General features: G+C 67.5%; 26 protein-coding genes and 1 pseudogene. 14 read left to right on the top strand and 13 right to left on the bottom strand.

Translation table 11 applies throughout. The features are described 5' to 3' along the window. The 12 genes and pseudogenes from AB0L60_RS41395 to AB0L60_RS41340 all read right to left on the bottom strand — a co-directional run. Positions 1 to 323: pseudogene (locus AB0L60_RS41395) on the bottom strand (phosphoenolpyruvate carboxykinase); the annotation flags it as partial. Between the two features lie 99 nt (positions 324 to 422). Continuing rightward, on the bottom strand, positions 423 to 752 hold the full coding sequence (locus AB0L60_RS41390) for a metalloregulator ArsR/SmtB family transcription factor (protein WP_354848354.1): 330 nt from the start codon (positions 750 to 752) through the stop codon (positions 423 to 425). A gap of 92 nt (positions 753 to 844) precedes the next feature. After that, positions 845 to 2,308 (bottom strand): NADH-quinone oxidoreductase subunit C, encoded by a 1,464-nt coding sequence (locus AB0L60_RS41385; protein WP_364626084.1) that lies wholly within the window; start codon positions 2,306 to 2,308, stop codon positions 845 to 847. A gap of 20 nt (positions 2,309 to 2,328) precedes the next feature. Beyond that, the gene (locus AB0L60_RS41380; protein WP_364626074.1) at positions 2,329 to 3,795 is read right to left on the bottom strand and encodes a proton-conducting transporter membrane subunit; all 1,467 of its coding nucleotides are present in this window, start codon (positions 3,793 to 3,795) and stop codon (positions 2,329 to 2,331) included. Beyond that, a complete protein-coding gene (locus AB0L60_RS41375) occupies positions 3,795 to 4,457 on the bottom strand; it encodes a hypothetical protein (protein ID WP_364626071.1) in 663 nt (220 codons plus the stop codon). The genes AB0L60_RS41380 and AB0L60_RS41375 overlap by 1 nt, the downstream gene beginning before the upstream one ends. Next, entirely contained in the window at positions 4,454 to 5,419 is a 966-nt protein-coding gene (locus AB0L60_RS41370; protein WP_364626068.1) for an NADH-quinone oxidoreductase subunit H, read from the bottom strand. The genes AB0L60_RS41375 and AB0L60_RS41370 overlap by 4 nt, the downstream gene beginning before the upstream one ends. After that, positions 5,416 to 7,323: a proton-conducting transporter membrane subunit gene (locus tag AB0L60_RS41365; RefSeq protein ID WP_364626081.1), complete on the bottom strand. Its 1,908-nt coding sequence runs from the start codon at positions 7,321 to 7,323 to the stop codon at positions 5,416 to 5,418. Before AB0L60_RS41365 ends, AB0L60_RS41370 begins: the two co-directional genes overlap by 4 nt. Positions 7,324 to 7,385: 62 nt before the next feature. Continuing rightward, complete coding sequence (locus tag AB0L60_RS41360) at positions 7,386 to 7,862, bottom strand: oxidoreductase (RefSeq protein ID WP_364626065.1); 477 nt, start codon at positions 7,860 to 7,862, stop codon at positions 7,386 to 7,388. A gap of 146 nt (positions 7,863 to 8,008) precedes the next feature. Beyond that, entirely contained in the window at positions 8,009 to 8,359 is a 351-nt protein-coding gene (locus AB0L60_RS41355; RefSeq protein ID WP_354848337.1) for a zinc ribbon domain-containing protein YjdM, read from the bottom strand. Positions 8,360 to 8,388: 29 nt separating this feature from the next. Next, positions 8,389 to 9,198, bottom strand: a complete 810-nt coding sequence (locus tag AB0L60_RS41350; RefSeq protein WP_364626061.1) for an alpha/beta hydrolase — start codon at positions 9,196 to 9,198, stop codon at positions 8,389 to 8,391. A gap of 901 nt (positions 9,199 to 10,099) precedes the next feature. Continuing rightward, complete coding sequence (locus AB0L60_RS41345; RefSeq protein WP_364626058.1) at positions 10,100 to 12,043, bottom strand: glycoside hydrolase family 15 protein; 1,944 nt, start codon at positions 12,041 to 12,043, stop codon at positions 10,100 to 10,102. Between the two features lie 49 nt (positions 12,044 to 12,092). Beyond that, positions 12,093 to 13,049: a LysR family transcriptional regulator gene (locus AB0L60_RS41340; RefSeq protein ID WP_364626056.1), complete on the bottom strand. Its 957-nt coding sequence runs from the start codon at positions 13,047 to 13,049 to the stop codon at positions 12,093 to 12,095. Positions 13,050 to 13,113: 64 nt separating this feature from the next. On the opposite strand from AB0L60_RS41340, the gene AB0L60_RS41335 reads away from it, so the two are divergent. The 9 genes from AB0L60_RS41335 (at position 13,114) to AB0L60_RS41295 (ending at position 22,412) form a co-directional block, all read left to right on the top strand. Beyond that, complete coding sequence (locus tag AB0L60_RS41335; protein ID WP_364626053.1) at positions 13,114 to 14,247, top strand: XdhC/CoxI family protein; 1,134 nt, start codon at positions 13,114 to 13,116, stop codon at positions 14,245 to 14,247. 79 nt (positions 14,248 to 14,326) lie between these two features. Beyond that, positions 14,327 to 15,217, top strand: a complete 891-nt coding sequence (locus AB0L60_RS41330) for a xanthine dehydrogenase family protein subunit M (protein ID WP_364626050.1) — start codon at positions 14,327 to 14,329, stop codon at positions 15,215 to 15,217. A 2-nt stretch (positions 15,218 to 15,219) separates the two neighbouring features. Continuing rightward, a complete protein-coding gene (locus AB0L60_RS41325) occupies positions 15,220 to 15,738 on the top strand; it encodes a (2Fe-2S)-binding protein (RefSeq protein ID WP_364626047.1) in 519 nt (172 codons plus the stop codon). After that, positions 15,735 to 18,125 (top strand): aerobic carbon-monoxide dehydrogenase large subunit, encoded by a 2,391-nt coding sequence (locus AB0L60_RS41320; RefSeq protein WP_364626044.1) that lies wholly within the window; start codon positions 15,735 to 15,737, stop codon positions 18,123 to 18,125. Before AB0L60_RS41325 ends, AB0L60_RS41320 begins: the two co-directional genes overlap by 4 nt. 17 nt (positions 18,126 to 18,142) lie before the next feature. Beyond that, the gene (locus AB0L60_RS41315) at positions 18,143 to 19,036 is read left to right on the top strand and encodes an XdhC family protein (RefSeq protein WP_364626041.1); all 894 of its coding nucleotides are present in this window, start codon (positions 18,143 to 18,145) and stop codon (positions 19,034 to 19,036) included. Beyond that, complete coding sequence (locus tag AB0L60_RS41310; protein WP_364626038.1) at positions 19,033 to 19,626, top strand: nucleotidyltransferase family protein; 594 nt, start codon at positions 19,033 to 19,035, stop codon at positions 19,624 to 19,626. Before AB0L60_RS41315 ends, AB0L60_RS41310 begins: the two co-directional genes overlap by 4 nt. Beyond that, positions 19,623 to 20,510 carry a MoxR family ATPase gene (locus AB0L60_RS41305; RefSeq protein ID WP_364626035.1) on the top strand — a complete coding sequence of 296 codons (888 nt, stop codon included), beginning with the start codon at positions 19,623 to 19,625 and terminating at the stop codon, positions 20,508 to 20,510. Before AB0L60_RS41310 ends, AB0L60_RS41305 begins: the two co-directional genes overlap by 4 nt. 13 nt (positions 20,511 to 20,523) lie before the next feature. Beyond that, positions 20,524 to 21,174 (top strand): SRPBCC family protein, encoded by a 651-nt coding sequence (locus AB0L60_RS41300; RefSeq protein ID WP_364626033.1) that lies wholly within the window; start codon positions 20,524 to 20,526, stop codon positions 21,172 to 21,174. Continuing rightward, positions 21,171 to 22,412, top strand: coding sequence for a VWA domain-containing protein (locus AB0L60_RS41295; RefSeq protein WP_364626030.1), 1,242 nt, complete (start codon positions 21,171 to 21,173; stop codon positions 22,410 to 22,412). The genes AB0L60_RS41300 and AB0L60_RS41295 overlap by 4 nt, the downstream gene beginning before the upstream one ends. A gap of 179 nt (positions 22,413 to 22,591) precedes the next feature. On the opposite strand, the gene AB0L60_RS41290 is transcribed toward AB0L60_RS41295, so the two are convergent. Next, positions 22,592 to 22,873, bottom strand: a complete 282-nt coding sequence (locus AB0L60_RS41290) for a hypothetical protein (protein WP_364626027.1) — start codon at positions 22,871 to 22,873, stop codon at positions 22,592 to 22,594. Here AB0L60_RS41290 and AB0L60_RS41285 point away from each other — a divergent pair. From AB0L60_RS41285 to AB0L60_RS41265, 5 genes are all read left to right on the top strand, one after another. Continuing rightward, the gene (locus AB0L60_RS41285; protein ID WP_364626078.1) at positions 22,872 to 23,435 is read left to right on the top strand and encodes an MFS transporter; all 564 of its coding nucleotides are present in this window, start codon (positions 22,872 to 22,874) and stop codon (positions 23,433 to 23,435) included. The two genes, AB0L60_RS41290 and AB0L60_RS41285, sit on opposite strands and share 2 nt — an antisense overlap. Positions 23,436 to 23,610: 175 nt before the next feature. Next, positions 23,611 to 23,799: a hypothetical protein gene (locus AB0L60_RS41280; protein ID WP_364626024.1), complete on the top strand. Its 189-nt coding sequence runs from the start codon at positions 23,611 to 23,613 to the stop codon at positions 23,797 to 23,799. Next, on the top strand, positions 23,793 to 23,957 hold the full coding sequence (locus AB0L60_RS41275) for a hypothetical protein (RefSeq protein WP_364626021.1): 165 nt from the start codon (positions 23,793 to 23,795) through the stop codon (positions 23,955 to 23,957). Before AB0L60_RS41280 ends, AB0L60_RS41275 begins: the two co-directional genes overlap by 7 nt. A gap of 79 nt (positions 23,958 to 24,036) precedes the next feature. Next, a complete protein-coding gene (locus AB0L60_RS41270; protein ID WP_364626019.1) occupies positions 24,037 to 24,462 on the top strand; it encodes a hypothetical protein in 426 nt (141 codons plus the stop codon). A gap of 302 nt (positions 24,463 to 24,764) precedes the next feature. Then, positions 24,765 to 25,136, top strand: coding sequence for a hypothetical protein (locus tag AB0L60_RS41265; RefSeq protein ID WP_364626016.1), 372 nt, complete (start codon positions 24,765 to 24,767; stop codon positions 25,134 to 25,136). Positions 25,137 to 25,361: the final 225 nt, after the last annotated feature.

Here is a 25,361-nt window from a genome sequence, read left to right as displayed (position 1 = left end):
ATATCGACCGGATCGACCCAGTTGTTGGTCGGCCCGGCATCGGCCTTGTTCGCCGAGCAGATGAAAGTCCGGTCCTCCACCCGTGCCACATCATCGGGATCAGAGACACACCAGAAGGAGTTGGGCTTGGCCGGCAGCGGGACGAAGGTCCCCTTGGCCACCAGCTCGGCGGTGAGCCGATCCCATTCGTCGCGGGACCCGTCGCAGTAGACGATGCGCTCGGGCGCGGTCAACTCAGCGACCTCCGCGACCCAGGCCAGGATGTCCTCGTGGTCGGTCGGCGCCTGCACGGTCCCGGCGACGGTGTTGGACTGTTCGGTCACGGCGACTATCTCCTTCGCGAAACTACTAGGTAATGAGTTTAGAAAACCTGCAATAAGTGACGGCGCACACACCCGCCCGTTGGGGGTGCGTGGGTTCGATCAGGCGGGCTGTTCCAGGGCTTCGGCCTGCCCGGCCACGACGCCGGTGAGAATGGCCCGGGCGGCCGCGAGCAGTTCGGCGACCTCGGGGGAGGTGAGCTCGTAGGTCACCGAAAGTCCCTCGCGGCGGGCCGTGACCAGACCGGCGCGGCGCAGGATGGACAGCTGCTGCGACAGGTTGGCCGGTTCGACGCCGATCTCGACGAGCATTTCGGCGACGGGGCGGTCACGCTGGCTGAGCAGTTCGAGGACGCGGATGCGTACGGGGTGGCCGAGAGTTTTGAAGAAGTCGGCTTTCATCTGGTAGAGCGGCCGTTGCTGTTCTGGCATGTGCGCCACTCCTTCCACTGTGGCGGAATTCGTACCGATGACCGCCTTCTGATTGCAGAGTTTAGCAAACAGCGCAATCGCCTCGAGCTGAGCTATAGGTCGTTTCCCGCATAGGAGAGGTTGAAACTCTTGTTGACCAGCGGGAAGTCCGGGACGATCGTCTCGCTCATCGCGACCGGCAAGGCCGGCCAGTTGAACCACGACGGGTCGACGATCTTGGCGCGCGTCAGCCGTCCGGCCGCGTCGACCTCTACACGGTGCACGATGGTGCCGCGCCAGCCCTCTACGATCCCGACCCCGCTGCCCGGCCTCTGGTGGTTCGGTGGCGCCGTGAATTCGAATGGGCCGCCCGGTGATTCGGCAAGCGCGGTGACAAGGGCGATGGATGCGGCGAATTCGTCTCGGCGCGTGGTGAAGCGGGCGAGCACGTCCCCGGTATCGGCGCGGACCTCGGTGACGGGCAGCTCGACGAAAGGATGGTCCAGGCGCGCGTCGGTGGTCAGACCGCTGGCGCGCGCGGGGTAGCCGAGGCAGCCGAGCGCACGGGCGTCGTCACCGGTGAGGATGCCGGTGCCGGCGAACCGGTCGAAGACCACCCCATTCCGCAGGGTGAGTTCGGCGATTTCGGCGAGATCGGTTGCCAGCGACAGCAACTCGCGCGCGTCTGGCATCGCGCGCAGTGCAACTCCACCCGGCGCGATCGCGCCACGCAACAAGCGATGCCCGGTCACGGCGGCATTCATCCGCAGCACACGCTCGCGAATGCGCAGGGCGTGGGCGTTGGCCAGCCCGTATCCGACGTCATTGGCCAGCGCGCCGAGGTCGGTGGCGTGGTTGTAGAGCCGCTCCATCTCGACCAGCATGGCGCGCAACCGATGAACCTCGTCGGGCACGGTGATCGCGCAGGCTTCCTCGACCGCTAGGCTGTGGGCCAGCGCGTGACCGGCGGAGGTGTCGCCGCTGACGCGCTCGGCGAGATCGACCGCGCCGGTCGCGGCCCGGCCGTGGAACAGCCGCTCGATGCCGCGATGGACGTACCAGAGGCGGGCCTTGAGCCGCACCACGGTCTCCCCGACGACGGAGAACCGGAAATGGCCGGGTCCGATCATCCCCGCGTGCACCGGGCCGACCGGGATCTCGTACACACCGCTGCCGCCGACGGTGAGGAATCGCAGTTCACCGGCCCCCTCGAAAACCGGCCTGTCCTGCGCGTCCGCGCGCATGGGGTACCAGTCATCGGGCCAGTGCGCGTGCCGGACCAGGCGGCGTGGGCGCGGATGGCCGAGCAGGCGAACACCGTAGAGGTCCATCATTTCCCGCTCGAACCGGCCCGCCGGAAACGACATGTACGCGAGCGACGGAAGCGCCGGATCATGCGCGGGCAGAGGGCATTCCAGCTCCACCCGCCGGTCGGGCCGTCCCGCGAGGAACAGGTACACGACGCGCAGCCCGCCGTCACCGTCGTCGTGGGCGGCGACCAGCCCCAACCGGTGGCCGTCCACGAACAGGTCCTCGGCGGCGTCGCGGAGTTCGCCGGGTGTGACGACGCGGCGTATCCGCTGGGCCTGATCTGAAGTCACCGCGACATCACCTGCTCGGCGGCGGTGGCGAACAGGTTCGTGAGCGGTCCGGCCGTGACGCCGAGTGCTATCGAAAGCGCCACTCCCGCGACCAGTGCCAGTGCCATCGAGACGGGTACCGCGATGGTGGGCGCGCCCTCGGGAACGCCGCCGAGCAGGATGCGACTGGCATTGCGCACCAGGGCGGCGAACGCGATGGCGATCAACAGCAGCGCGAAGCCCAGCACCCACGCCAGGCGCGCGTCGGCCAGCGACCGGGCGATGGCCAGTTCACTGGCGAACATCGCGAACGGCGGCAAACCGAGCAGCGCGACGGTCCCCACCGCGAAGGCCACGCCGATCAGCCGGGATCGGGAAGCGACGCCGGTGATGGCGGCGATAGCGGTGGACTGGTGGGCGGCCTGCAGTGGGCCGGTGGACAGGAACAGCACGGTCTTGCCGATCCCGTGGGCGAGGACGTGCAACAGCAGCGCCGCGATCGCCAGCCGGGTTCCCGCCGCGGCGGCGATGGCGATCAGACCCATGTTCTCCATGGACGAATAGGCCAGCAGCCGTTTGAGATCCCGGGTGACCGTGAGCATGGACGCCGCGATCAGCAGCGTGGCCAAGCCCACGATCAGCAGACCGCCGCGCAGATATCCGGTACCGGTGGCCGCGTCGACGATCGGTTTGATGCGCAACACGACGGACAGCGCTACCGCCAGCAACACCCCGCTCATCAAGGCCGACACCGGTGCCGGCGCTTGGCTGTGGGCGTCGGCCAGCCAGGTATGGAACGGCACCAGACCTGCTTTAGCGCCATAGCCGATCAAAAGCAGTCCGCCGGCCAAGCGGGTGACGCTCGGATCGAGATGGCTTGCGTACGTGAGCAATACGTTGAGATCCAGCGCTTGCTCACTGGGTGCCCCGGCGTGGCGGGCGGCGAAGTACAGCAGCACTGTGCCCAGGAAGGCGACGATGATGCCGACCGAGCAGATCACCGTGTACTTCCAGGTGGCCTCGAGCGCGGTCCGAGTGCGCCGATGCCCGACGAGGAATGCGGTGACCACGGTGGTGGCTTCGACGGCCACCCAGATCACGCCGATATTGTTGGCGCACACCGCGAGTGCCATCGCTGCCAGGAACGCGGGCACCAGCCCGGCATAGGTGCGCGCCCCGCGCGGATCGGTGTGGCCGTGCGCGAGTTCGGCATCGATATAGTCGGTGCCGGCGCAGGTTGCCAGGGCGCCGACGACGCCGATGACGAGCAGCATGGTCACCGACAGCGCGTCCGCCCGCAGCAACCCGTCGGCCATGACGTGCGTCTGCCCGTGTAGCCGGCCGCCGAGGACTGCCCCGCAGGCCAGGATCGTGAGCGCGCTGAGCGTGGTGAGAACGGCTGTGCCGCGCCGCCATCCGGCGAGGGCGCCGATTGCGGCCGCGCCGACGGGCGCGAGGATCGCGGTGAGGATCAGGGCTGTCATCAGTCGTGCAGCTCCTGTAGCTGGTCGAGGTCGGCGCCGCCGAACGCGCGGCGCAACCTACCGGTGAGGACGCCGATGATGGCGACCGCGAAGAACACATCCAGGGATGCGCCCAGCTCGACGATCAGCGGAACACCGGCGGTGAGCAGGAACGCCGTGGCGGCGATCCCGTTGTCCAGCATGAGGAATCCGGCCGCCTGCGAGACGGCGTGGCGGCGGGTGGCCATCACCAGCAGCGCGATCAGGATGACCGCGAACGCCGCCGGGACCGCGGCGGTCTCCGGGGTCGTCTCGAGGTTCACCAGCGGCCGGGTGACGCCGAACGCTGTCACCGTCAACGCGGCCGCGATCAGCAGTGAGGCCGCGGTGTTCACCAGTGGTGTGGCCTCCCGGTATTCGCGGCGCTCGGCGCCGATCGCCCGCGCCAGCAGCCACGGCAGTACCCCGGCGCGCAACACCAGGACAGCCGTGCCCACCCCGAGCAGCGGGCCGTCGCGGTGGTGGATGCCCTGCACGATCGGGATGATCGCCAGCGCGGCGCCCTGCGCGCCGAGCAGCCAGGCGATCGCGCGCAGGTCGCGGCGCCACACCACGAACACCGCCGCGAGTACCAGTGCACCCGCGGCGAAGTCGAGCACACTCGCGTATCCGGCCTCGCTCACGCTCCTCCTCGGGAGGTGAAGAAGCTGGCGGCGGTGACCGCCAGCAGCGCCAACAGGAAAGAGCCCGCCAGCAATTCGGGTACCCGGAACAATCGGAGCTTGGCGATGAACACCTCCGCGAAGGCGAGCAGCATTGCCAGCACCGATACCTTGACCGTGATGGCGACCACGCCCACGGCGACGGCGATCACGCCGGGCTGACCGCCCGCGATTCCCCATGGCAGGAACAGGTTCGCCAGTAGGGCGAGCAGCACGGTCAACCGCATCGCCGACGCCCACTCGACCAATGCCAGTCTGGGCCCGGCGTATTCGAGCACCATCGCCTCGTGCACCATGGTCAGCTCCAAGTGGGTGGCCGGGTTGTCAACCGGCAGTCGCCCCGTCTCGGCGATAATCACGACCACCAGTGCCGCCGCGGCCAGGACCGCGCTCAACGACAGCACCTGGCCGGGGTGATCGAGGGTATTCGCGACCAGCGCACCGAGATTCGACGAGCCGCCGGGAATCGACAGTGCGAACACCGACAGCAGGATGGTTGGCTCGACCAGCGCAGCGATCACTGTCTCCCGGCTGGCCCCCATCCCGCCGAACGCGGTGCCGGTGTCGATGCCGCCCAGCGCCAAGGCCACCGTGCCGACGAACAGCAGGCCCACCACGGCGAACAGATCGGCCGTGCCGTCCAGTGGCGACCCGGTCGCCACCAGCGGCGCGACCGCGGCGATCACCAGTGTCGTCGCCGCCAGCACCAGCGGCGCGGCGGCGAAGACGAGCGTGGTGCCGACCGGCGTGATCGACTGTTTGCTCAGTTGTTTGCGCAGATCTCGCCACGGTTGCAGGATCCCAGCTCCGGCCCGCCCTTCTGCCCGCGCGCGGACCTGCCGCATGGCGCCGAGAACCAGTGGCGCACCGGCGATGACGCCACCGATCTGCACGGCCCCGGCCGCATACGCTGTCGCGCTCACCGGGAGACCACCAGGACGATCAGCACTCCGAGCGCGCCATAGGCGAGGTACAGGTGCACGTTGCCGGTGTGCGCGCGAGCAACCGTCAGCGCCGCCAGTCGGATCGCCCGGACCATGGGACGGTACAGCCGGTCCTCGACCGCATCCGCGATCCGCGCGCGATAGGCGACCTTCTCCACCAGATACCGAGACTCGGCCAGAGGCGTGATCTCGATATCGGTGTCCGGGCGCAGTACGTCGTCGAACACCCGCTGCAGCGGCTCGGCGAATGACGTTGCCGTGTACTGCATCCGCGCGGTCGGCTGATCCGCGCCGCACGCCCACAAGGGCAGCTCCGCCGGCGCCGGGTTGTTCCGCGCACGCCACCGCATCAGGACCGCGACCGCCACGACGGCGACGACGACCACGGCGGCGATCCCGGCGGGCGCGATACTGCCCCTGAGCCCCGGCAGGCGAATCGTCCAGCCCAGACCGGTGAATTCGTTCATCCGCGACGCGGGCAGGGAACCGGTCACGGCACGAATCACCGGCCCGGCGACCAACGGCAGCACAGCCAGGACCACGCATGCCCCGGCGGCGACCGTCATCCCCGCCGTCATCGACGCCGAGGACTCGCGAGCCTCGGCGGCCTGGGGTGAGCGCGGTCGGGCGAGGAATCCGATGCCGAACGCCTTCACCATCGTCGCCACACCCAAACCGGCGGTCAGTGCGACCGCACCGACCGCCAGCGGAGCCGCCAACGCCACCACTGAATCGCTCTGTGTCCGTGTGTGGATCAACGACTGGACCAGCAGCCATTCGCTGACGAAGCCCGCGCCCAGCGGCAACCCGGACGCTCCGAGCGCCGCGATGCCGAACAGCGTTGTGGTGGCGGGCATCCGCCGCGCCAGGCCGCCGAGCCGGTCCAGATCCCGCAGTCCGGTCGCGGCCAGCACCGAACCCGCGGCCAGGAATCCGAGGCATTTGAACGCCGCGTGTGCGATCAGATGCAGCATCGCCGCCGCCATGGCCACGGTGGCGGCCGAGATCGCGCCCGCGTCGGAGAACAGGGTCGCGGTCCCCAGCGCGAGGATGATCAAGCCCATGTTCTCGGTGGTCGAAAACGCCAGCAGTCGTTTGAGATCCGACTGCACCGACGCCTGCAACACCCCGTACACGGCGGTCACGCCGCCGACGATCATCAGCGTCAGACCCCACCAGCGCGGACCCGGGCCCAGCAGCTGCAGATCGAAGCGGACGATGCCGTAGACCCCGAGATTCACCATTGCCGCGCTCATCAGCGCCGACACCGGGCTCGGAGCTTCGGGATGCGCGCGCGGCAACCACGCGTGCAACGGCACCAGCCCGGCCTTGGAACCGAAGCCCGCCACGGTCAGTGTGAAAACGACCGCTCGCGCTCCTTCGGAGACGCCGGTGAGCCGGTCGAACCGATCCGCCCCGCCCGCCGAAGCGGAGGCCACCATCAACCCGGCGAGGATCGCGACGAAACCCAACTGGGTCATCACCGCATAGAACACACCCGACCGCCGCGCGACAGGCCGCCGATGTTCGGTGAACACCAGCACCAGCGACGCAACCGCCATCGACTCCCAGGCAAGCAGGAACGTCGTCACCGACCCGGCCGCGGGAACCAGCAGCATCGCCCCCACGAACAGCGGCACCACCGCGAGGGGCACCGGCCCCAGATGCTCCCGCCGGGCATAACCGATCAGATAGATGCCCACCGGGATCGCCACCGCGCCGGTCAGCGCCAGGAAGAAACCACCGACACGATCCAGCTGCAGAGATACCCCCGACAGCGGTAGCAACCAGCCGATACTCAGCGAACGCGCCGGGCCGAACACGCCACCGAGACCCGCGGCCACCCCGAGCGCCCCCAGCACACTCGTGACGACGCCCGCCATCGAGGCGCTGAAAGTGTTGCGGCGCACGGGAACCGGTGCCGCTGTCGCCTCGACTGTCGCCGTCACCGTCCGGTCACCGAACGCAGCGCGGCCACGATCGCCTCCGGCGGCGGCGGGCATCCGGGAATACCGATATCAACGGCCACCACCTCGCCGACCGCGCCCGCCACCCCGTACGCGTCGGCGAATACGCCCCGGTTCAACGCACAGTCGCCACAGGCGATCACGACCTTCGGGCCGGGTGTCGCGGCGTGCGTGCGGCGCAGGGCTTCGGCCATGTTCCGGGTGACCACCCCGGTGACCAGCAGCCCATCGGCATGACGTGGGGAGGCGACCAGCCGTGCGCCGTAGCGCTCCGCGTCGTACACGGGCCCGAACACGCTGGTGATCTCCACCTCGCAGCCATTGCACGAGCCCGCGTCCACATGCCGCAACTGCAGTGAACCACGCACCTCCGCGGGCGCATCCGCCCGCGGAGGCAGGTCGGGTCGTGGCTCGGCGACCCGACCGATCCGCAGCATCTTCCGCACCCAGCCCACGGCGCGCTACCGCCGGTCCGGCGCGTCGACGAGAACCTCGATGAGAATTTCGCCCACGGGTAGAAGGTTTATCAGAAACTGCTTCAGGACTCTACTGATTGCGCAATGCCGAAATTATGAAGCCTGGGTGGTTCAGGTATTTCGCGTCAGACCTTCTTGACCACACTGGACTTGAGCTGCATCGCGCCGAATCCGTCCACCTTGCAGTCGATGTCGTGGTCCCCGACGCCCTGGACCAGGCGGATGTTGCGGACCTTCGTCCCCGCCTTGATCGGGTTCGGGCTGCCCTTGACCTTGAGGCTCTTGATCACCGTGACCGTGTCACCGTCGGTGAGGACATTGCCGACCGAGTCCCGGATCACGCCCTCCTCGGCGTCGTCGGTGTCCGAACTCGGCGCGGCGGTCCACTCGTGCGCGCACTCCGGGCAGGTCAGCAGCGACCCGATCTCGTAGGTGTACTCGCTCGAGCATTCGGGGCAGGGCGGTAGGGCGGTCATGGGTCTCCTGTTCGGGGTGGATTCGAACCTCAGCCGGCGGTGAGGAATTCGATGAGGACGCGATTGACCTCGTCGGGCTGTTCGAGATAGCCGTAGTGCCCGCACTTGTCGATCTCGATGAAGCGTGCGCCGGGTATGGCGGCGGCGACCTCGCGGCACAACGCGGGCGGGACCATCCGGTCGTCGGCGAATCCCACCACCAGGCAGGGCCTTCCGATGCGCCCGTAGTCGGCCAGCCGATCGCGGGAACGGTCCATGCCCAGCTGCGCTCGCACGCCCGCCGTCGGCTTTGCGCTCGAGCTGTAGTCGAAGATGTCCAGCCACTGCTGAGCGCGCTCGTCGTCACCGAGCGTATGCGGGGACAGGTTGAGGATCGCCTTGATCGCGGCCGCGTATTGTGGTGGCAGCGAGACGCTTTCGTCGATCAGCGCCTGCTCGCCGCGATTGAGCGTCTGGGCGACCGGATCCGGGCGGCCTGTCGCCGCCAGCAGAATGGCCTTGCCGACCAGATCCGGCCGAGACAGGGCCAGCTCGGCGACCACTCGAGCGCCCATCGATGTACCGACGACGTGAGCAGGTCCGCCACCGAGGTACTCGATCAACGCGGCAGTATCGGCCACCAGATCGGCCATGGTGATGCCGTCCGCGCATTCGTCCGAGGGCGCGATGCCGCGGTTGTCGAAAGTCGCCACCCGGAATCCCGCCTTGACCAAAGCCGGTACCTGATAGGTCCGCCAGACGCGCCCGGGGCTTCCGGATCCCATCACCAGGACGACGAGGGGACCAGTTCCGGTGACGTCGTAGTTCAGTCGGATCCCGTTGAGGGTTGCGGTGGGCATGGTCCTTCTTCCGGTTGCTCATATGTTCGGTTGCGAACATTAGCAATCAGCTACGCGGGTGGCGGCATCGGTCGGATGCTGAAGCCGCTCGTATCCGATTGGCCGCGGCGTTGTCGTCTCGCTATCGGCGCGCTGATTGTGGACCTGGACCGGGGTAGTTCATACGTCGTTCCGGGTGGACTGCCGTGGGCCGCATTCGCTGCCGTACCGCCCCGACGTACTGATGATCACCAGCGGGTGCGCGTGGCACCGCGGGCAGGAGTCGTCGCCGGGGCGGAGGGCGGCGGGCTTGCATAGCAGACCGCAGTCATAGCAGCGCAGGATCTGCCCGCGGACCAGCGAGCTGATCGGCGTCGAACGCATTCCTAACCTCTTTCGTTGCCGGCCGAGTGCTTCGATCGGACGATCTCGGCCTTGTTCGGTGGATCCTGAGGGCGTACACAGGTCCGGCCCGTCGAGGTAGATCGAACTGGCTGAACCTGTGTCGCGCGGGGCGGTCGGATAGTGTTGATGATGTCATCGAAAGTATTAACTTTAGAAAAATTGCAACTAATCCGGCGTATCGGGAACTATAGACCAATCCGCACCGTTCGGGCAGCAAAAACCGCCTCCGATCGGCAGTGCGCGAGCCGGCTCGGGATCATGCGGGAGATCGCCGGCCGCAGCCCGAAACTCTCCTGATCAGAGGCGGTTTCGAGGGGGTGCCTGCCTGGGGTATCCCCCTTCGGCTCGGGTGAAACGGACTCGATAGCGGGTGGCCTCGGAAAGGTCATCAAATGCTCAGTGCCACAACAGGAATCGACGTCTTCTCCGTAGCGTCACGCAAACCGTTGCTGTTCCACTCACTCCCGGCGGGTTCAGGTCGTGATCACCAAACGTCACTGAGCCTGCCGGTGGCGACTCACCGGATGTATCCCAGCGAGAATGATGCATCGTCGAGCCGCGGGGAGATCGATTCCCCGCCGAGTGCCTGCCGCGTGACGGCTTGTTCGTCCTGGATGACGTGCATGACGGCATTGATCAGCGCGAGGTGGGTGAACGCCTGGGGGAAGTTGCCCCAATGCCGGCCGGTTCGGGGGTTGATCTCCTCGGCGTAGAGGCCGAGGGGGCTGGCGTAGGCGAGCAGTTTCTCGCACAGCTGTTTGGCTCGTTTCTTCTCGCCGATCTCCGACAGTGCCGAGACCAGCCAGAACGAGCAGATCGTGAAGGCGCCTTCTTCCCCGGTGCATCCATCGTCGGTTTCACCGACTCGGTACCGCAATACGAGGTCGTCCTCGGTCAATTCGTCGGCGATGGCCAACACCGTGTTGCGTACCCGCTCGTCATCGGGAGGCAGGAAACGAACCAGCGGGATGAGCAGGGCCGAAGCATCCAGCGCCGTACTGCCGTAGTACTGGGTGAACACCTGCCGGGAGTCGACCGCATGAGCGCATATGTCGGCGTGGATTTCGTCCGCGGCCTGTTGCCAGCGATGCGCGCGTTCGAAGTCCTGGTGGATGCGGGCCAGCCGGGCACCGCGGTCGGCGGCAACCCAGCACATCACCTTGCTGGAGGTGAAGTGCTGAGGCTTGCCGCGCACTTCCCAGATGCCATGGTCGGGCTCGCGCCAGTAGGTGAGGGCGCTCTTGACCGCCCGGCCCAGGACCGGCCAGGCGCGCGCGTCGATTCGGTCCTGGTTGCGCGCGTAGAGGTAGACCGCGTCCAGCGCAGCGCCCCACACATCGTGCTGGCGTTGCCGGTACGCGTCGTTGCCGATGCGTACGGGGCTGGCATTCTCGTAGCCGCGCAGGTGGGTGAGGGTCTGCTCGGTGAGGTCGCTTTCGCCGCCGATGCCGTAGACGATCTGCATGTCGCGGACGCCTTCGGTCAAGTTCGTGATGTAGGAGAAGAAGTCGTTCGCCTCCCAGCTGAAGCCCAGTGTGTACAGGCCCCACAGCGCGAAGGCGGAGTCACGTATCCACGAGTAGCGATAGTCCCAATTGCGTTGTCCACCTGGTGTTTCGGGTAGTGAAGTGGTGGCAGCGGCGCTGATGGCACCGGTGGGTGCGAAGGTCAGCCCCTTGAGGGTCAGCGCGCTGCGAGTCAGCTGGGCAGCCCAGGGATGGTCCGGAAACCGCCCGCCGGCGAGCCAGTGCCGCCAATGATGGATCGTCCGCAGCAGCCGTTCTTCGGCCTCGTCGACGGCGGTGGGCGCGTTGCGACTGCCCCAGGAGAGCGCGCAGAAGCGGGTGTCGCCCGCCTTCAGCAGGGTGCGCGCAAGCGCGTGCGTACCCTCCAGTCCCAAGCGCATGTCGGTGCTGAGCGTCAACTCCAGATCGGTCCCGTCGGCGCTGGCCTGCGCGAGGTAGTAACTGTCGAGGTACTCCCAATGGGCATGATTCTTGCCGTAGTCGAAGGACGGCTGGCAGTCGAGCCCGAACTGGATTTGCCCGGTCTCACAGTGCACCGTCCGCAGCAATATGTGCTCGGCGTCGTAGTCGGTGGGGGTTCGACGATGGGCGCTGTGGCCGGGTGTCTGGTGCCGCCAGGGCCCGACCAGCAGCGCATCACGAACCGTCGCCCACCCTTCGCCACTGCGCCAACTCGTCTCCATGACCATCGTCCCGGGGACGTAGCGGCGATCGGTGGGCACCATGAATTCGACCGGGGCGAACCGAAACGAACCGGCGGAGCGATCCAGGATGGCCGCAAAGACACTGGCGGAGTCGATGCGAGGCAGACACATCCACTCGATGGCCCCGCTGGGGGCGATCAGCGCAGTGACCTCGCAGTCGGAGATGAAACCGTAGTCGTCGATGCGCGGGAAGGCCGTGAGGCGCGGCGTGCCTTCGAACTCGTCGTCCATGTGCTGCTCCCTCGTTGTCTCGGCGCGGAAATCTGGCCGGTCAGTCGGGTCAACTCCACAACGTCACATGCACTTTCGGGCGGAACCGGGTGACTCCGACCCCGGACCCGCGGATCATCGCCTGGATGCATCGCGGGGTGGCGATGAACCGCAGCAGTTCCGACACCGCGGGCTGTCGGGTGTCGGGTGGCAGAGTGGTCGCGCGCCACTCGTCGGATACCTGAAGGCCGGCTCCCTTGATGCGGGTCAACCGACCGGCCGCGAGGTCGGAGGAGACGGCGAAGCCGATCGCGAGGGTGATGCCCCCGACCCGGCGGACCTCTTCGAGGGCGGCCGCGTCGCTCTGGAAGATCCGCTGGTGTGATTCGGGAATCGCCAACTCGCGCAGCATGGTCGCGATAGGCCCGTCGACACTGCCGGCGCCCGGTCCCAGCATCCACTGCTGCTCCCGCAGCAGCGCCGGATACGGTGGGACGTCCGCCAGCGGGCTGTCGGGGCGCGCGACCGAAATGATCTGGTACTTCAGGAACGGACGGGTGGTGATGGTCGTGTCGGTCTCGTTCTGCCCGGGTCCCAGCGCGATGTCCACCGCACGGGTCTCGATCAAGCTGCGGAACTGGCTGGTGGGATGAACACTCAGCTCGACCGACAGATCTCTCGCCCGCGCCGCGAACAGGTCGATGAGGCCGGGCGCGGCATGTTCGGCGAACGCGCTCGAGGCCGCGATCCGGAGCAGCCGCCGCCCGTGCGCCGCCTCGCTCACCTCGATGGCGGTCTGGCGCTGTAGTCCGAGAATCTCGATCGCCCGGCTGGCCAGGCGCAACCCACCGGGCGTGAAGGCCAGACCGGCCGCGGTGCGAGTGAACAGCGGGTCGTCGAGCTCTTTGCGCAACTGCGCGATGTGCGTCGAGACACCGGCGTCGGATATCCCCAGCTCTCTGGCCGCCGCATGGACGGAGCCGAGCCGCACCACCGTCGAGTAGGCCCGAAGCTGGGCGGGCGTCACAAGCCGAGTCTAGTTTGGAGGTGGACGCAGTGCCTACAGCCGCATCGCGCCCGGAGGACGCACCATGCAGGACGTGCTCACGGATCTGATGAAAACCTGGAACGGCGGGGGCACGGCGGGGGTCGCTACGGTCGTGCGGACCTTCCGTTCGGCGCCGCGACCGCCGGGCGCGGCCATGGTGGTCGCCTCGGACGGGACGGTCGGCGGTTCGGTCTCCGGTGGCTGCGTCGAGGGCGCGGTCTACGAACTCGCCACCGACGTCATCCGGACCGGTCGTCCGGTGCTGGAGCGGTTCGGCATCTCCGACGACGACGCATTCGCCGTCGGTCTCACCTGCGGCGGCATCATCGACATCTTCGTCGAGGCGGTCTCGCGGGCAACGTTTCCGGAGCTCGGCGAGGTCGCCGCGGAGATCGCCGCGGACCGGCCGGTCGCGGTCGCGACCGTCATCGAGCACCCCGACGCCGCCCGGGTAGGGCGACGGCTGCTGATCCGGCCGGGCACCGCGCACGGCACCCTGGGGTCGGCGCGCGCCGACGATGCGGTGACCGATGACGCACGCGGGCTGCTCGCGGCAGGCCGCAGCGAGGTGCTGTCCTACGGTCCCGACGGGCAGCGCCGCGGCGAGGGCATGGCGGTTTTCGTCGCCAGCTATGCCCGGCAGCCGCGGATGCTGGTGTTCGGGGCGATCGATTTCGCAGCCGCCCTCGCACAGCAGGGGTCGTTCCTCGGGTACCGGGTGACGGTGTGCGACGCGCGGCCGGTCTTCGCCACCTCCGCCCGTTTCCCGACCGCCGACGAGGTCGTCGTCGACTGGCCGCACCGCTACCTGGCCGCGCAGATCGAAGCCGGTGCGATCGATTCGCAGACCGTCGTCTGCGTGCTGACCCACGATCCCAAGTTCGACGTTCCACTGCTCGAGGTGGCCCTGCGCGCGCCGGAGATCGGCTATGTCGGCGCCATGGGGTCGCGCCGCACGCACGAGGAGCGGCTGACCCGGCTGCGACACGCAGGTCTCACCGACGAGCAGCTCGCCCGGCTCGCCAGCCCGATCGGGCTGGATCTGGGCGGCCGGACACCCGAGGAGACGGCGGTGTCCATCGCGGCGGAGATCATCGCGCGCCGCTGGGGAGGGCACGGTCGCTCCCTGACCCGGACCGGCGGCCGCATCCACCACAGGACGCAAACAGCCAGTTAAGCGATTGCTTAACTCGGTCTTGACGACCGCATCAGCGGGACAGAGGCTGAGCTTCTTCCATTGATGTGAGGTAGATCACGTGCAAGTTCCTGGGCCATTCGAATATGAGCGCGCAACGGGCGTGGACCACGCCATCGGACTACTGGACCGGCTCGGCGAGGAGGCACGCATCGTGGCGGGCGGGCACAGCCTGCTGCCGATGATGAAGCTGCGGCTGGCCAATCCGGAATATCTCATCGACATCAACGACCTGGCTGCCGAACTGGGCTACATCGTCACCGATCCGACCCTGGTGCGCATCGGTGCGATGGTCCGGCATCGGTATCTGCTCGAGTCCGACGATCTCGCCGCGGTGTGCCCGATCTTCCGTGACGCCGAGCGCGTGATCGCCGATCCGGTCGTGCGCAATCGCGGCACGATCGGCGGCTCGCTGTGCCAGGCCGATCCCGCCGAGGATCTCACCACGGTCTGCACGGTCCTCGGCGCCACCTGCCTGGTGCGCGGGCCGTCCGGCGACCGGGAGATCGCCATGGACGACTTCCTGGTCGGTCCGTACGAAACCGCCATGGCGCACAACGAACTTCTGATCGAGATCCGAATTCCGGTGCGGCATCGGACCTCGAGTGCCTACGCGAAGGTGGAGCGCCGGGTCGGCGACTGGGCGATCGCGGCGGCAGGGGCGACCGTGACACTGCGCGGCGAGACGATAGCGGCCGCACGGATCGGTCTGACGGCGGTCAACCCCGATCCGGCGGCGCTGGCCGGAGCGGTCGACGCACTCATCGGCGGGCCGCCCAGCGAAGACGTCTTCGCGGAGGCGGGCCGCCGCGCGAGCGCAGCGTGCTCACCTGTCACCGATGCCCGCGGCAGTGCGGACTACAAGCGCCATCTCGCGTCCGAACTGACGATTCGCGTGCTGCGTACCGCGGTCGAGCGCGTCCTGAACGAATCTGCGCTGGAAGGGAATTAACCATGCAGGTAACCATGACCGTCAATGGCGAGCCGGTGACCGCGGAGGTCGAGCCTCGCATCCTGCTGGTGCATTTCCTGCGAGATCAGTTGCGGCTCACCGGAACCCACTGGGGGTGTGACACCAGCAACTGCGGCACCTGTGTGGTGGAGGTCGACGGCGAACCGGTGAAGTCGTGCACGATGCTGGCCGTCATGGCCGACGGCCACGCGGTGCGCACTGTCGAGGGGCTCGAGGTGGACGGTCGGCTCGATCCCGTGCAGGAGGGCTTCATGCAGTGTCACGGGTTGCAGTGCGGCTTCTGCACGCCCGGAATGATGATCACCGCCCGCGCCCTGCTCGACCGCAATCCGAATCCCGACGAGCAGACCATTCGAGAGGCGATCTCGGGCCAGATCTGCCGCTGCACCGGATATACGACCATCGTGCGGTCGATCCAGTGGGCCGCGGCCAAGCAACGAGGCGAAGCGGTGGAGCCCGAACCCGCGGCCACGCCGACGCCGGTAGGGAGCACGTCATGACCGCCGTCGAGCCCCGGCCCGAAGACCGGGTCGACAACGACCGCAAGCCGTGCGGTCACGGCAGGATGCTCCGCAAGGAGGATCCGCGGTTCATTCGCGGGCGCGGCAACTATGTCGACGATGTGCAGCTGCCCGGCATGCTGCATATGGCGATCCTGCGTTCCCCGTTCGCGCACGCGCGGATCGTGAGCGTCGATGTCTCTGCGGCACAGGCACATCCGAAGGTGAAGGCGGTCGTCACCGGTGCGGACCTCGCGGCGAAGGGTCTGGCCTGGATGCCGACGCTGTCCAACGATGTGCAGGCCGTGCTGGCGACGGACAAGGTCCGATTCCAGGGCCAGGAGGTGGCCTTCGTCGTCGCCGAGGATCGCTACTCCGCGCGTGATGCGTTGGAGCTCATCAATGTCGAGTACGAGATGCTCGATCCGGTGATCGACGCCCGGACCGCACTGGCGCCCGATACGCCGGTGATCCGCGACGATCTCGAGGGCAAGCGGGACAACCACTGCTTCGACTGGGAGACCGGCGATGCCGCCGCGACCGAGGCGGTGTTCGCGCGCGCCGATGTCGTGGTGAAGCAGGAGATCGTCTATCCGCGAGTGCATCCCGCCCCGATGGAAACCTGCGGCGCCGTCGCCGATCTCGATCCCGTGACGGGGAAGCTCACGCTGTGGTCGACGAGTCAGGCGCCGCACGCCCACCGCACGATCTACGCGATGGTGGCCGGACTGCCCGAACACAAGATCCGGGTGATCTCACCCGATATCGGCGGCGGATTCGGCAACAAGGTCCCCATCTATCCGGGATACGTCTGCGCCATCGTCGGGTCGCTGTTGCTGGGCAAACCGGTGAAGTGGATGGAGGATCGCAGCGAGAACCTCACCAGCACCGGATTCGCCCGCGACTACATCATGGTCGGCGAAATCGCCGCCACCACCGAGGGCAAGATCCTGGCCATCCGGTCGACCGTGCTCGCCGATCACGGTGCCTTCAACGGCACGGCCGCGCCGCTGAAGTATCCGGCGGGCTTCTTCGGCGTCTTCACCGGTAGCTATGACATCGAGGCCGCCTACTGCAAGATGACCGCGGTCTACACCAACAAGGCCCCCGGCGGGGTCGCCTACGCGTGCTCGTTCCGGGTCACCGAGGCCGTCTACTTCGTCGAGCGGTTGGTGGATTGCCTCGCCTACGAGCTGAAGATGGATCCGGCCGAGTTGCGGCTGCGGAATCTTCTTCGCGCCGAGCAATTCCCGTACAAGAGCAAGACCGGCTGGGTCTACGACTCCGGCGACTACGAGAAGACCATGCGCCTGGCGATGGACATGATCGGCTACGACGCCTTGCGTAAAGAACAGCGGGACAGGCGCGCCCGCGGCGAGTTGATGGGCATCGGGATGTCCTTCTTCACCGAGGCCGCGGGCGCGGGTCCGCGCAAGGATATGGACATCCTCGGACTCGGGATGGCCGACGGGTGCGAGCTGCGTGTCCATCCGACCGGCAAAGCCGTTGTGCGGCTGTCGGTTCAGACTCAGGGGCAGGGGCACGAGACGACGTTCGCCCAGATCGTCGCCGAGGAACTCGGCATCCCGCCCGACGACATCGACGTGGTGCACGGCGACACCGATCAGACACCCTTCGGCCTCGGCACCTACGGCAGCCGGTCGACACCGGTCTCGGGCGCCGCCGCCGCACTGGTGGCGCGGAAGGTGCGCGACAAGGCGCGCATCATCGCGTCGGGCATGCTCGAGGTCTCCGTCGCCGACCTCGAGTGGGAGAAGGGCTCGTTTCATGTCAAGGGCGATCCGTCCGCGGCCGTGACGATCCAGCAGATCGCGATGCGCGCACACGGCGCCGGTGATCTGCCCGAGGGGATCGAAGGCGGACTCGACGCGCAGATCTGTTACAACCCGGAGAATCTCACCTTCCCCTACGGTGCGTACTTCTGCGTCGTCGACATCGACCCGGGGACGGCCGTGGTGAAGGTGCGGCGCTTCCTCGCCGTCGACGACTGCGGCACCCGGATCAATCCGATGATCATCGAGGGGCAAGTGCACGGCGGCATCACCGATGGCATCGGCATGGCGCTGATGGAGATCATGGCCTTCGACGAGGACGGCAACTGCCTCGGCGGATCGCTGATGGACTACCTCATCCCGACGGCGCTCGAGGTTCCGCATTTCGAGACCGGGTACACGGTCACACCGTCGCCGCATCATCCGATCGGCGCGAAGGGCATCGGCGAATCCGCCACGGTCGGATCGCCGGCGGCGGTGGTCAACGCGGTGGTGGATGCGCTGGCGCCGTTCGGGGTCCGGCACGCCGACATGCCGTTGACGCCGTCGCGGGTGTGGGACGCGATGCAGGGCCGGGCCGCACCGCCCATCTGAGTGGGATGGGATCACCGATGAAGATGAACGACCGTGCCCAGGAGCTGGTCCGCACGCGGACCCCGTTCGTGCACGCGACCGTCGTGCGCGCCCAGCAGCCGACCTCGGCGCACGCCGGGGACGAGGCGATCCTGTTGCAGGACGGGACGATCGAAGGATTCGTCGGCGGCCAGTGCGCCCAGAACTCGGTCCGCAAGGCGGCGCTGGGTGCCCTGCAGTCGCACGAGAGTGTGCTGCTGCGCGTATTGCCCGACGGCGATCTGCATTTTCCCGAAGCGCCCGGCGCTGCGGTGGTGGTGAATCCCTGTCTGTCCGGTGGAGCGCTGGAGATCTTCCTGGAGCCGCAGATCCCGGCGCCGCTGGTGCGCATCTGCGGCGCGACTCCCATCGCGGATGCCTTGGCCGACATCTGCGAACTGGTGGGTTTCGGGGTGCGGCGCGGTGCTGTCGAAGCCGGCTCACTGGATGCGCTGGCCGATACGACGGTGGTGGTGATCGCCAGCCACGGTGGCCCGGAGGCCGAGATGATCCGCGTCGCGCTCGACGCGGGCGTGGGGTACATCGGCTTGGTGGCCAGCACGATTCGGGGCGCGTCGATCCTCGACGACCTCGAATTGACCGACGCCGAGCGGGCTCGCGTACGCACCCCGGTGGGTTTGCCGATCGGCGCCAAGACGTCCGCGGAGATAGCGGTCTCGATTGTCGCGGAAGTGATCCAGGCGATCCGCAAAGGCGGCTTGGCCGTCATGCCCCGCGCGGCGAGGGTCGCGATCGAGGTGTTCGATCCGGTGTGCGGCATGACCGTGACCGTCGGGCCGGACACCCCGCATCTCACTGTCGACGGTGCCGACCACTGGTTCTGCAGCTCCGGCTGCCGCACCTCCTTCGCAGCGACGAGGACAGGCTCATGACGAACGGGGTCGTCACCGGAGTGGTGCTCGCGGCGGGAACCTCACAGCGTCTCGGCACGGCGAAACAGATACTGCCGTACCGGAATACGACGATTCTCGGCGCCACCCTCGACGTGGTGCGGTCCTGCGCGTTCGATCAGATCATCGTCACCCTCGGCGGCGCGGCGGCGGCGGTGGCCCAGCAGGTCGATCTCACCGGGGTGGAGGTCGTCCTGGCCGAAGATTTCCGTTCGGGCTGTTCGTCGTCGTTGCATTCGGCCCTGAACCTGGTGCGTCCTCGGGCCGCCGGAATCGTGCTGATGCTCGGTGATCAACCGGGTCTGTCGGCGGCGACCGTCGAGCGACTGATCGCCGAGGGAACGTCCGCCGTGATCACGGTCTGCCGCTACCACGACGGTATCGGGCATCCATTTTGGCTGAGTCGCAGCATATTCGGCGAGCTGGCGCGATTGCACGGCGACAAGGCCGTGTGGAAGATCATCGAGTCGGGCCGCGTCCCGGTGTCGCAACTCGACGTCGACGCACCGGCGCCCTTGGACGTCGACACCTGGGACGACTACCAGCGCCTGCGCGCCGCGACGTCGCCATGATGTCGCCGTTCGACGATATCGAGGACGTGGTGCGGCGATTCGACGCCGACGACTACCTGCTCGATACCGGAACCGCCGCCGCCTTCTATCTGGCCACCGCATTGGGCCGGCCGCTGCTGCTGGAAGGTGAACCGGGAGTGGGCAAGACGACGGCGGCGAAGACCCTGGCCACCGTGCTGGGGGCACCGCTGATCCGCTTGCAGTGCTACGAGGGCCTCACCGTGAGCGAAGCGCTGTACGACTGGAACTACCAGCGTCAGCTGCTCAGCATCCGGCTCGCCGAGGCGCGTGGCGCCGAGCTCACCGAAGCCGACCTGTTCACCGAGGCCTATCTGGTCGACCGCCCGATCCTGCGCTGTGTGCGATATCGCGGCCCGACGCCCCCGGTGCTGTTGATCGACGAAATCGACCGTGCCGACGACGAATTCGAAGCGCTGCTGCTCGAATTCCTCGGTGAGGCCACGGTGACCGTTCCCGAACTCGGGACCTTTGTCACCGAACATCCGCCGCTCGCGGTGCTGACCTCGAACCGCAGTCGCGACCTGCACGACGCGCTGCGGCGGCGCTGCCTCTACCACTGGATCGACTACCCGGAACCGGCCCGCGCGGTGGCGATCGTGCGACGCACCGTGCCGGGGGCCACTGACGCGCTGATCGAGCGCGCCACCCAATTCGTGGGCCGCGCTCGCGATCTCGATCTCGACAAGCCGCCCGGCGTCGCCGAGACCATCGACTGGATCGCCGCGCTGGTGATGCTCGGCGTCGCCGATCTCACCGCGCCGGAGGCGGTCGCCGCGCTCAGCGCACTGGCGAAAACACCCGACGACCGCACCACGGTCCACGAGGCATTCGCCGAATACACCCGAAGCCTGGCTACCGGATGAGAGAGATACTCCGATGAAGATCGCCAATGAGTTCACCGTCCACGCACCCCTCGAGCAGGCCTGGGCGGTGCTGACCGATCTCGAACAGGTGGTTCCGCTCATGCCCGGGGCGCAGCCGGTCGGCTGGGAGGGCGAGGACTTCCTCGGCAAACTGAAGGTCAAAGTCGGCCCGGTGACCAGTGAATTCACCGGGAAGGCGAATTTCGTCGAGCGCGACGAACACGACCATCGCGCCGTCATCACCGGCAGCGGCCGGGATTCACGCGGATCCGGAAACGCGGCGGCGACCATCACCACGCAATTGCGCGAAGACGGCGACGACACCCGTGTCACCGTGGATACCGACCTCAAGATCGTCGGCAAGCTCGCCCAGTTCGGCAGCGGGATGTTGCAGCAGGTGTCGGAGAAGATGATCGGTCAATTCGTCGCCTCTCTGGAAGAGAAGCTCGCAGCGGGCGATTCGGCCGCCGCAGCAGCGACGGCCGGTCCGGACAGCCGAGCGGTACTGGCGCAGCCGGTCGCGGAAACCGAACCGGAGCCGCTCGATCTGGTCGAGCTCGTCGGGCCCGCGATGATCAAGAAGTACGCGCCCGTCATCGCGTTCGTGCTCGCGGCCGTACTCGGAATCATCCTGGTACGCAGGCAGATGCGCGGGAAGCGATGACGCGAGCGGCACTGCTGCGCGTCGATCTGGCCGCGTTCGCTGTCGCGGTGGTCGCGCGGCTGCGGCGTGGTGGCGTCGCGGTGGCGCCGAGCGGGCCCGCGCTGTTCGTGCAGGCCCTGCGTCGCATGGCGCCGCGGTCGCGCACCGAACTCTACTGGGCTGCGCGACTCACGCTCGTCGATCGCATGCAGGATCTCGCCGCCTTCGACGCGGTCTTCGCGACGGTGTTCGCCGACGCGGTGCTGGGTGTGGACCCACCGAGCCGAACGCACGGACTGCCGACCGAACGCGCGCCGGCGCCGGGCACGGGCGGTCGGGGACAGTCCGGGCAGGGTGGTGAAGTCCCTTGGGCGACACTGCAATCAGCGACCGGCGCCGACCGATCGACCGACCGGGGCGTGGCGCTGCCGGACGTGCTGCCGAGCCGGTTCGCGGCCCGGGAACAGGAGCCGTTCGCCCGCTTCGATCCGGACGACCTGCGAACGGTCGGCGCCTGGCTGGAGCAGGCGTCGGCGCGGTGGCCGCAGCGCCGGAGCAGGCGCTACGGCCACCATCCGCATGGCAAGCGGATCGACTTCCGGGCGACGATGGACCACTCCCGCCGCACCGGCTGGGAGCCGGCGGTGCTGGTCCGCATACGCCACCGGCGCCGCCCGCGCCGAATCGTCATGATCTGCGACGTCAGCCGCTCGATGCAGCCGTATTCGACGATCTACCTGCACCTGATGCGGGCAGCGATGCAGCGCCGTTCGCCCGGTCGCCCCGAGGTGTTCGCCTTCTCCACCTCGCTGACCAGGCTGACCTCGGTGCTGGCACACCACTCCCCGGATGTCGCGGTGGCCCGGGCCAACGACAAGGTGGTCGACCGGTACGGCGGCACGCATATCGGCCGGTGCCTCGGTACGTTGCTCGCGACTCCTTCCGGCAACGCCGTGCGCGGCGCTGTCGTCGTCATCGCATCGGACGGCTGGGACAGCGAAACCCCCGATGTCCTCGCCCGCGCGATGGCCAGGATCCGACGCCGGGCCTGGCGCGTCATCTGGCTCAATCCCCGCGCCGGCGACTCCCGATTCCAGCCGACCACCGGTGCGATGGCGGCGGCGCTGCCGTTCTGCGACATCATGATGCCGGCGCACACGCTGGCGGGTATTCACGCGTTCATGCAAATCCTGGCATCGACGATCGTCACGGAGCCATCAAGTCCGCCGGAAAGTTGGTTCAGGCACACATTTTGGTGATTGTGCGCCTGAACCGCGCGCAGCCGGGACGGCTAACGGCGATCGTGGTCGAGGGTGAACTTCACCTGGTACAGACCTGGGTCGGCGTTGCCGAATGCCTTGTTGCCCTGGATCAATCCCTGGTTTGTCAGGTGCTCGATGACGCGCCGGGCGGCGTCGATGTCCTCGCTCTGGGTGCGTCAGTGCAGGCCTGCCAATGGTTCCCATGCGGACATGGCGGCAGTGACGATGGCCTCCAAGTCGGCGCGGGTGGCGCCATCGCGGGCCTGTATCGACATGCCCTGGTGGACAGTGGTGTAGAACGCGGCCATGGTGTCGACGGTTGCCTCGGCGGGAAGGTCGCCCTCGTCGACCGCGCGGCGCAGCCGGGCCGCGATCGCGGCTTGCATGCCGTGACGGAGGTCGGCGAGGAATGCCTGGGCGTCTTGATTTGTCGTGGTCCGGGTGGCCAGCGTGACCATGCATCCGGGCGGAGTCGCGGGATCGCCGGCGGTAGGCAAGCTCTCGGACAAGGTCGCGCCGCGCTATCTGCTGACATTCGGCTTCGCCCTGTTCACCCTGGCGGTGTTGTGGTTCATCGGCCTCGCCACCCCGCACGGGTCCATCCCGCTCATGTGCGTGATGTCGGTCCTCTGCGGTATCGGCAGCTCCTGCATTTGGGCGCCGCTCCCGGCGACCGCGTTGCGGAGCCTGCCGCTGCAGCAGATGGGGGCGGCCTCGGGTATCTACAACACCACCCGCCAGGTCGGCTCGGTGCTCGGTAGTGCGGGCATCGGCGCGCTCCTCGCCGCGCGCATGGCGGCGCATTCGCTGCCTGCCGCGTCCGGCGAAACCGGTCACCTCCCCGGCCTCAGCAAAGCACCCTATGCCTCGGCCCTGACCGATTCGCTGTACCTCACGGTGATCCTGCTGGCTGTCTGTGCCGTCACCGCCACGTTCTTCGCCCCGACCAAGACGTTCAGCGCCGCGCCGTCCCCGGCAGCAGAAGAGAAGGCCCAGGCCGACCTGGCCGGCCAGCATTAGCTGTGCCATCTCAGGAGGTTGGTTCCATGGCGTCGAGGTCGAGGGCCGGCCGCATCGGCCGCGCCGTGCTGCCCGCGCCGCTCCCGGTACGCACGACGATCACCGTCGAGATCCTCGACAGTTGACACCGACTCGGAACCGTCAACTACGCGGCATTGGTACTAGGGTCGGGCATGTGATCGATGGCGAGTTCTACGACTGGGTCGATCAGATCGCGACGGCCGAATCCATTGCTGTCGGACACATTCCACCCATCACGACACCCGTGGAGTTCACGCTCGGAGTCGTGCTCGACGACGGTGATCCAGACGATCCCCAACGACCGAGCCGACCACCAATGGCGAGCACATCGCGTGCGTGCTGATCATGAATATGCGAGGACTCATCGAAGGGGTTGCCTACGGCCTCGAAACGGGCGACATGCGCTTCCTGAGCGAACGCGAAGTCATTCCCCCAGAATTCGCCGAAGGCCTCCGCGCCGCGCTCCCGATGTTGCAAGAGTATGGGCAGGGTCGGTTCTGATCTGTCCATCGCGGCAAACCTCTGACGCGTAAGGCTTCGCAGGCTCGAATCTGCCGAGGGCACACCCTTACCTGCGCTTTTGCTGCGTGCAGGCGCATCGCAACACGACCCGGACGCCGCGGCAGCCGAAGAGCTGCCCGGAATGTCGGAGGTGGTGCATATCCTTGGCCGAGCAATGCCTTCGGAAAGTGCTGCGAGCAAGGGGGTTTCGGGGATGTTTGGTCGCAATGCGCATGTTGCCCGTCTGCGCGCGGCAGTCGCCGCGGCGTGGGTCAGGCAGAAACGAGAGGAAGGAGCCGCGGCTCGGGGCGGCAAGCTCGACGGCGAAGCGCTCTTCTTCTGGCTTTTCTACATGGTGTCTCTCGGAGGCCTGGGTGGCTGGCCGCTCACGTACGGTCTTGTACACGATTTCGGGAACTACGTGATCAGCATCCTGCTGTTGGCGATCGGCGCGTTCTGCGGGCTACGGGTAGTCGTGATCCTTCATGACTACTTCAGCAAATAGTTACGCCGGTCGGCTCCGGCGGTAACCCCACCAGCTCCTCGCAATATGAGCCGAACCGCCGACAGATGCGGACCTGACCACCCGGAAACCAGGGTGGCAATCTCCTTGGGCAGGAACCAATTCCACGACACGGGCCGGAAACGAGAGCAGCCGGGTGCGTTTTCTTCGATCTTTGCCGCGGCACTCACCGCGAATCAGGGTGGGTGAGCGGACGAATTCCGGGTTCACCCCGATGCGCGCCAAACTTCCTGTGCGACACGCTGAATTCCGGGTCGGGACACTGTCGATAAGGAGTTACACGCATGGCTCAACGGTTGCTGGTCGGTCTGGGTACTGCCGCTCTGATCGCCGCTGCGGCTGGCGCGCTCGCCCCGGCGGCGAACGCCACGGACCTGGCCGAAGGGGTGTCGTGCAACGATCGCAGTTGCCGCAACGACACCGACGACGTCTACCGCGTGCAGGCTCGGGTGCGGTGCACGGGCACCGTTGGCCCACACGAGATCTCGTTCTTGGTCAACAGCCACTCCGCCCAACATGTAAGTGCCTCATGCCCGGATGAGTGGTTCAGCAAACACCGACTCATGGATTGGAACACTGTGAAGGGCATCGACTACCTGAGCGCCACGGTCGACAACAGCAGCCGCCGCCCGGCCCCGGCACCCAGCGGGTCCTGATCCGGACGATGTCGCCCCGAGCCCGCACCGCCGAGGAAGTCCGCACCGAGATTGTCCGCGCTATGCGGTCGACCGACATCCCTGCACGGGCACGCTGCTGCTGGTCCACGCCGATGCTCAATTGGTCGGTGGGAATTGCCCCTTCGCCACTACCTTGCCACCCGAGAGTGTGAAGGTCACCACGCTGGGGCCGCCGCTCGGGCAGCACAGGGCGTCACTGGATTT

Source organism: Nocardia sp. NPDC051981, from assembly GCF_040680715.1.
Taxonomy (GTDB): domain Bacteria; phylum Actinomycetota; class Actinomycetes; order Mycobacteriales; family Mycobacteriaceae; genus Nocardia.
The sequence above is the reverse complement of the archived record's forward strand: the minus strand, read 5'-3'. Positions and strand labels throughout refer to the sequence as shown.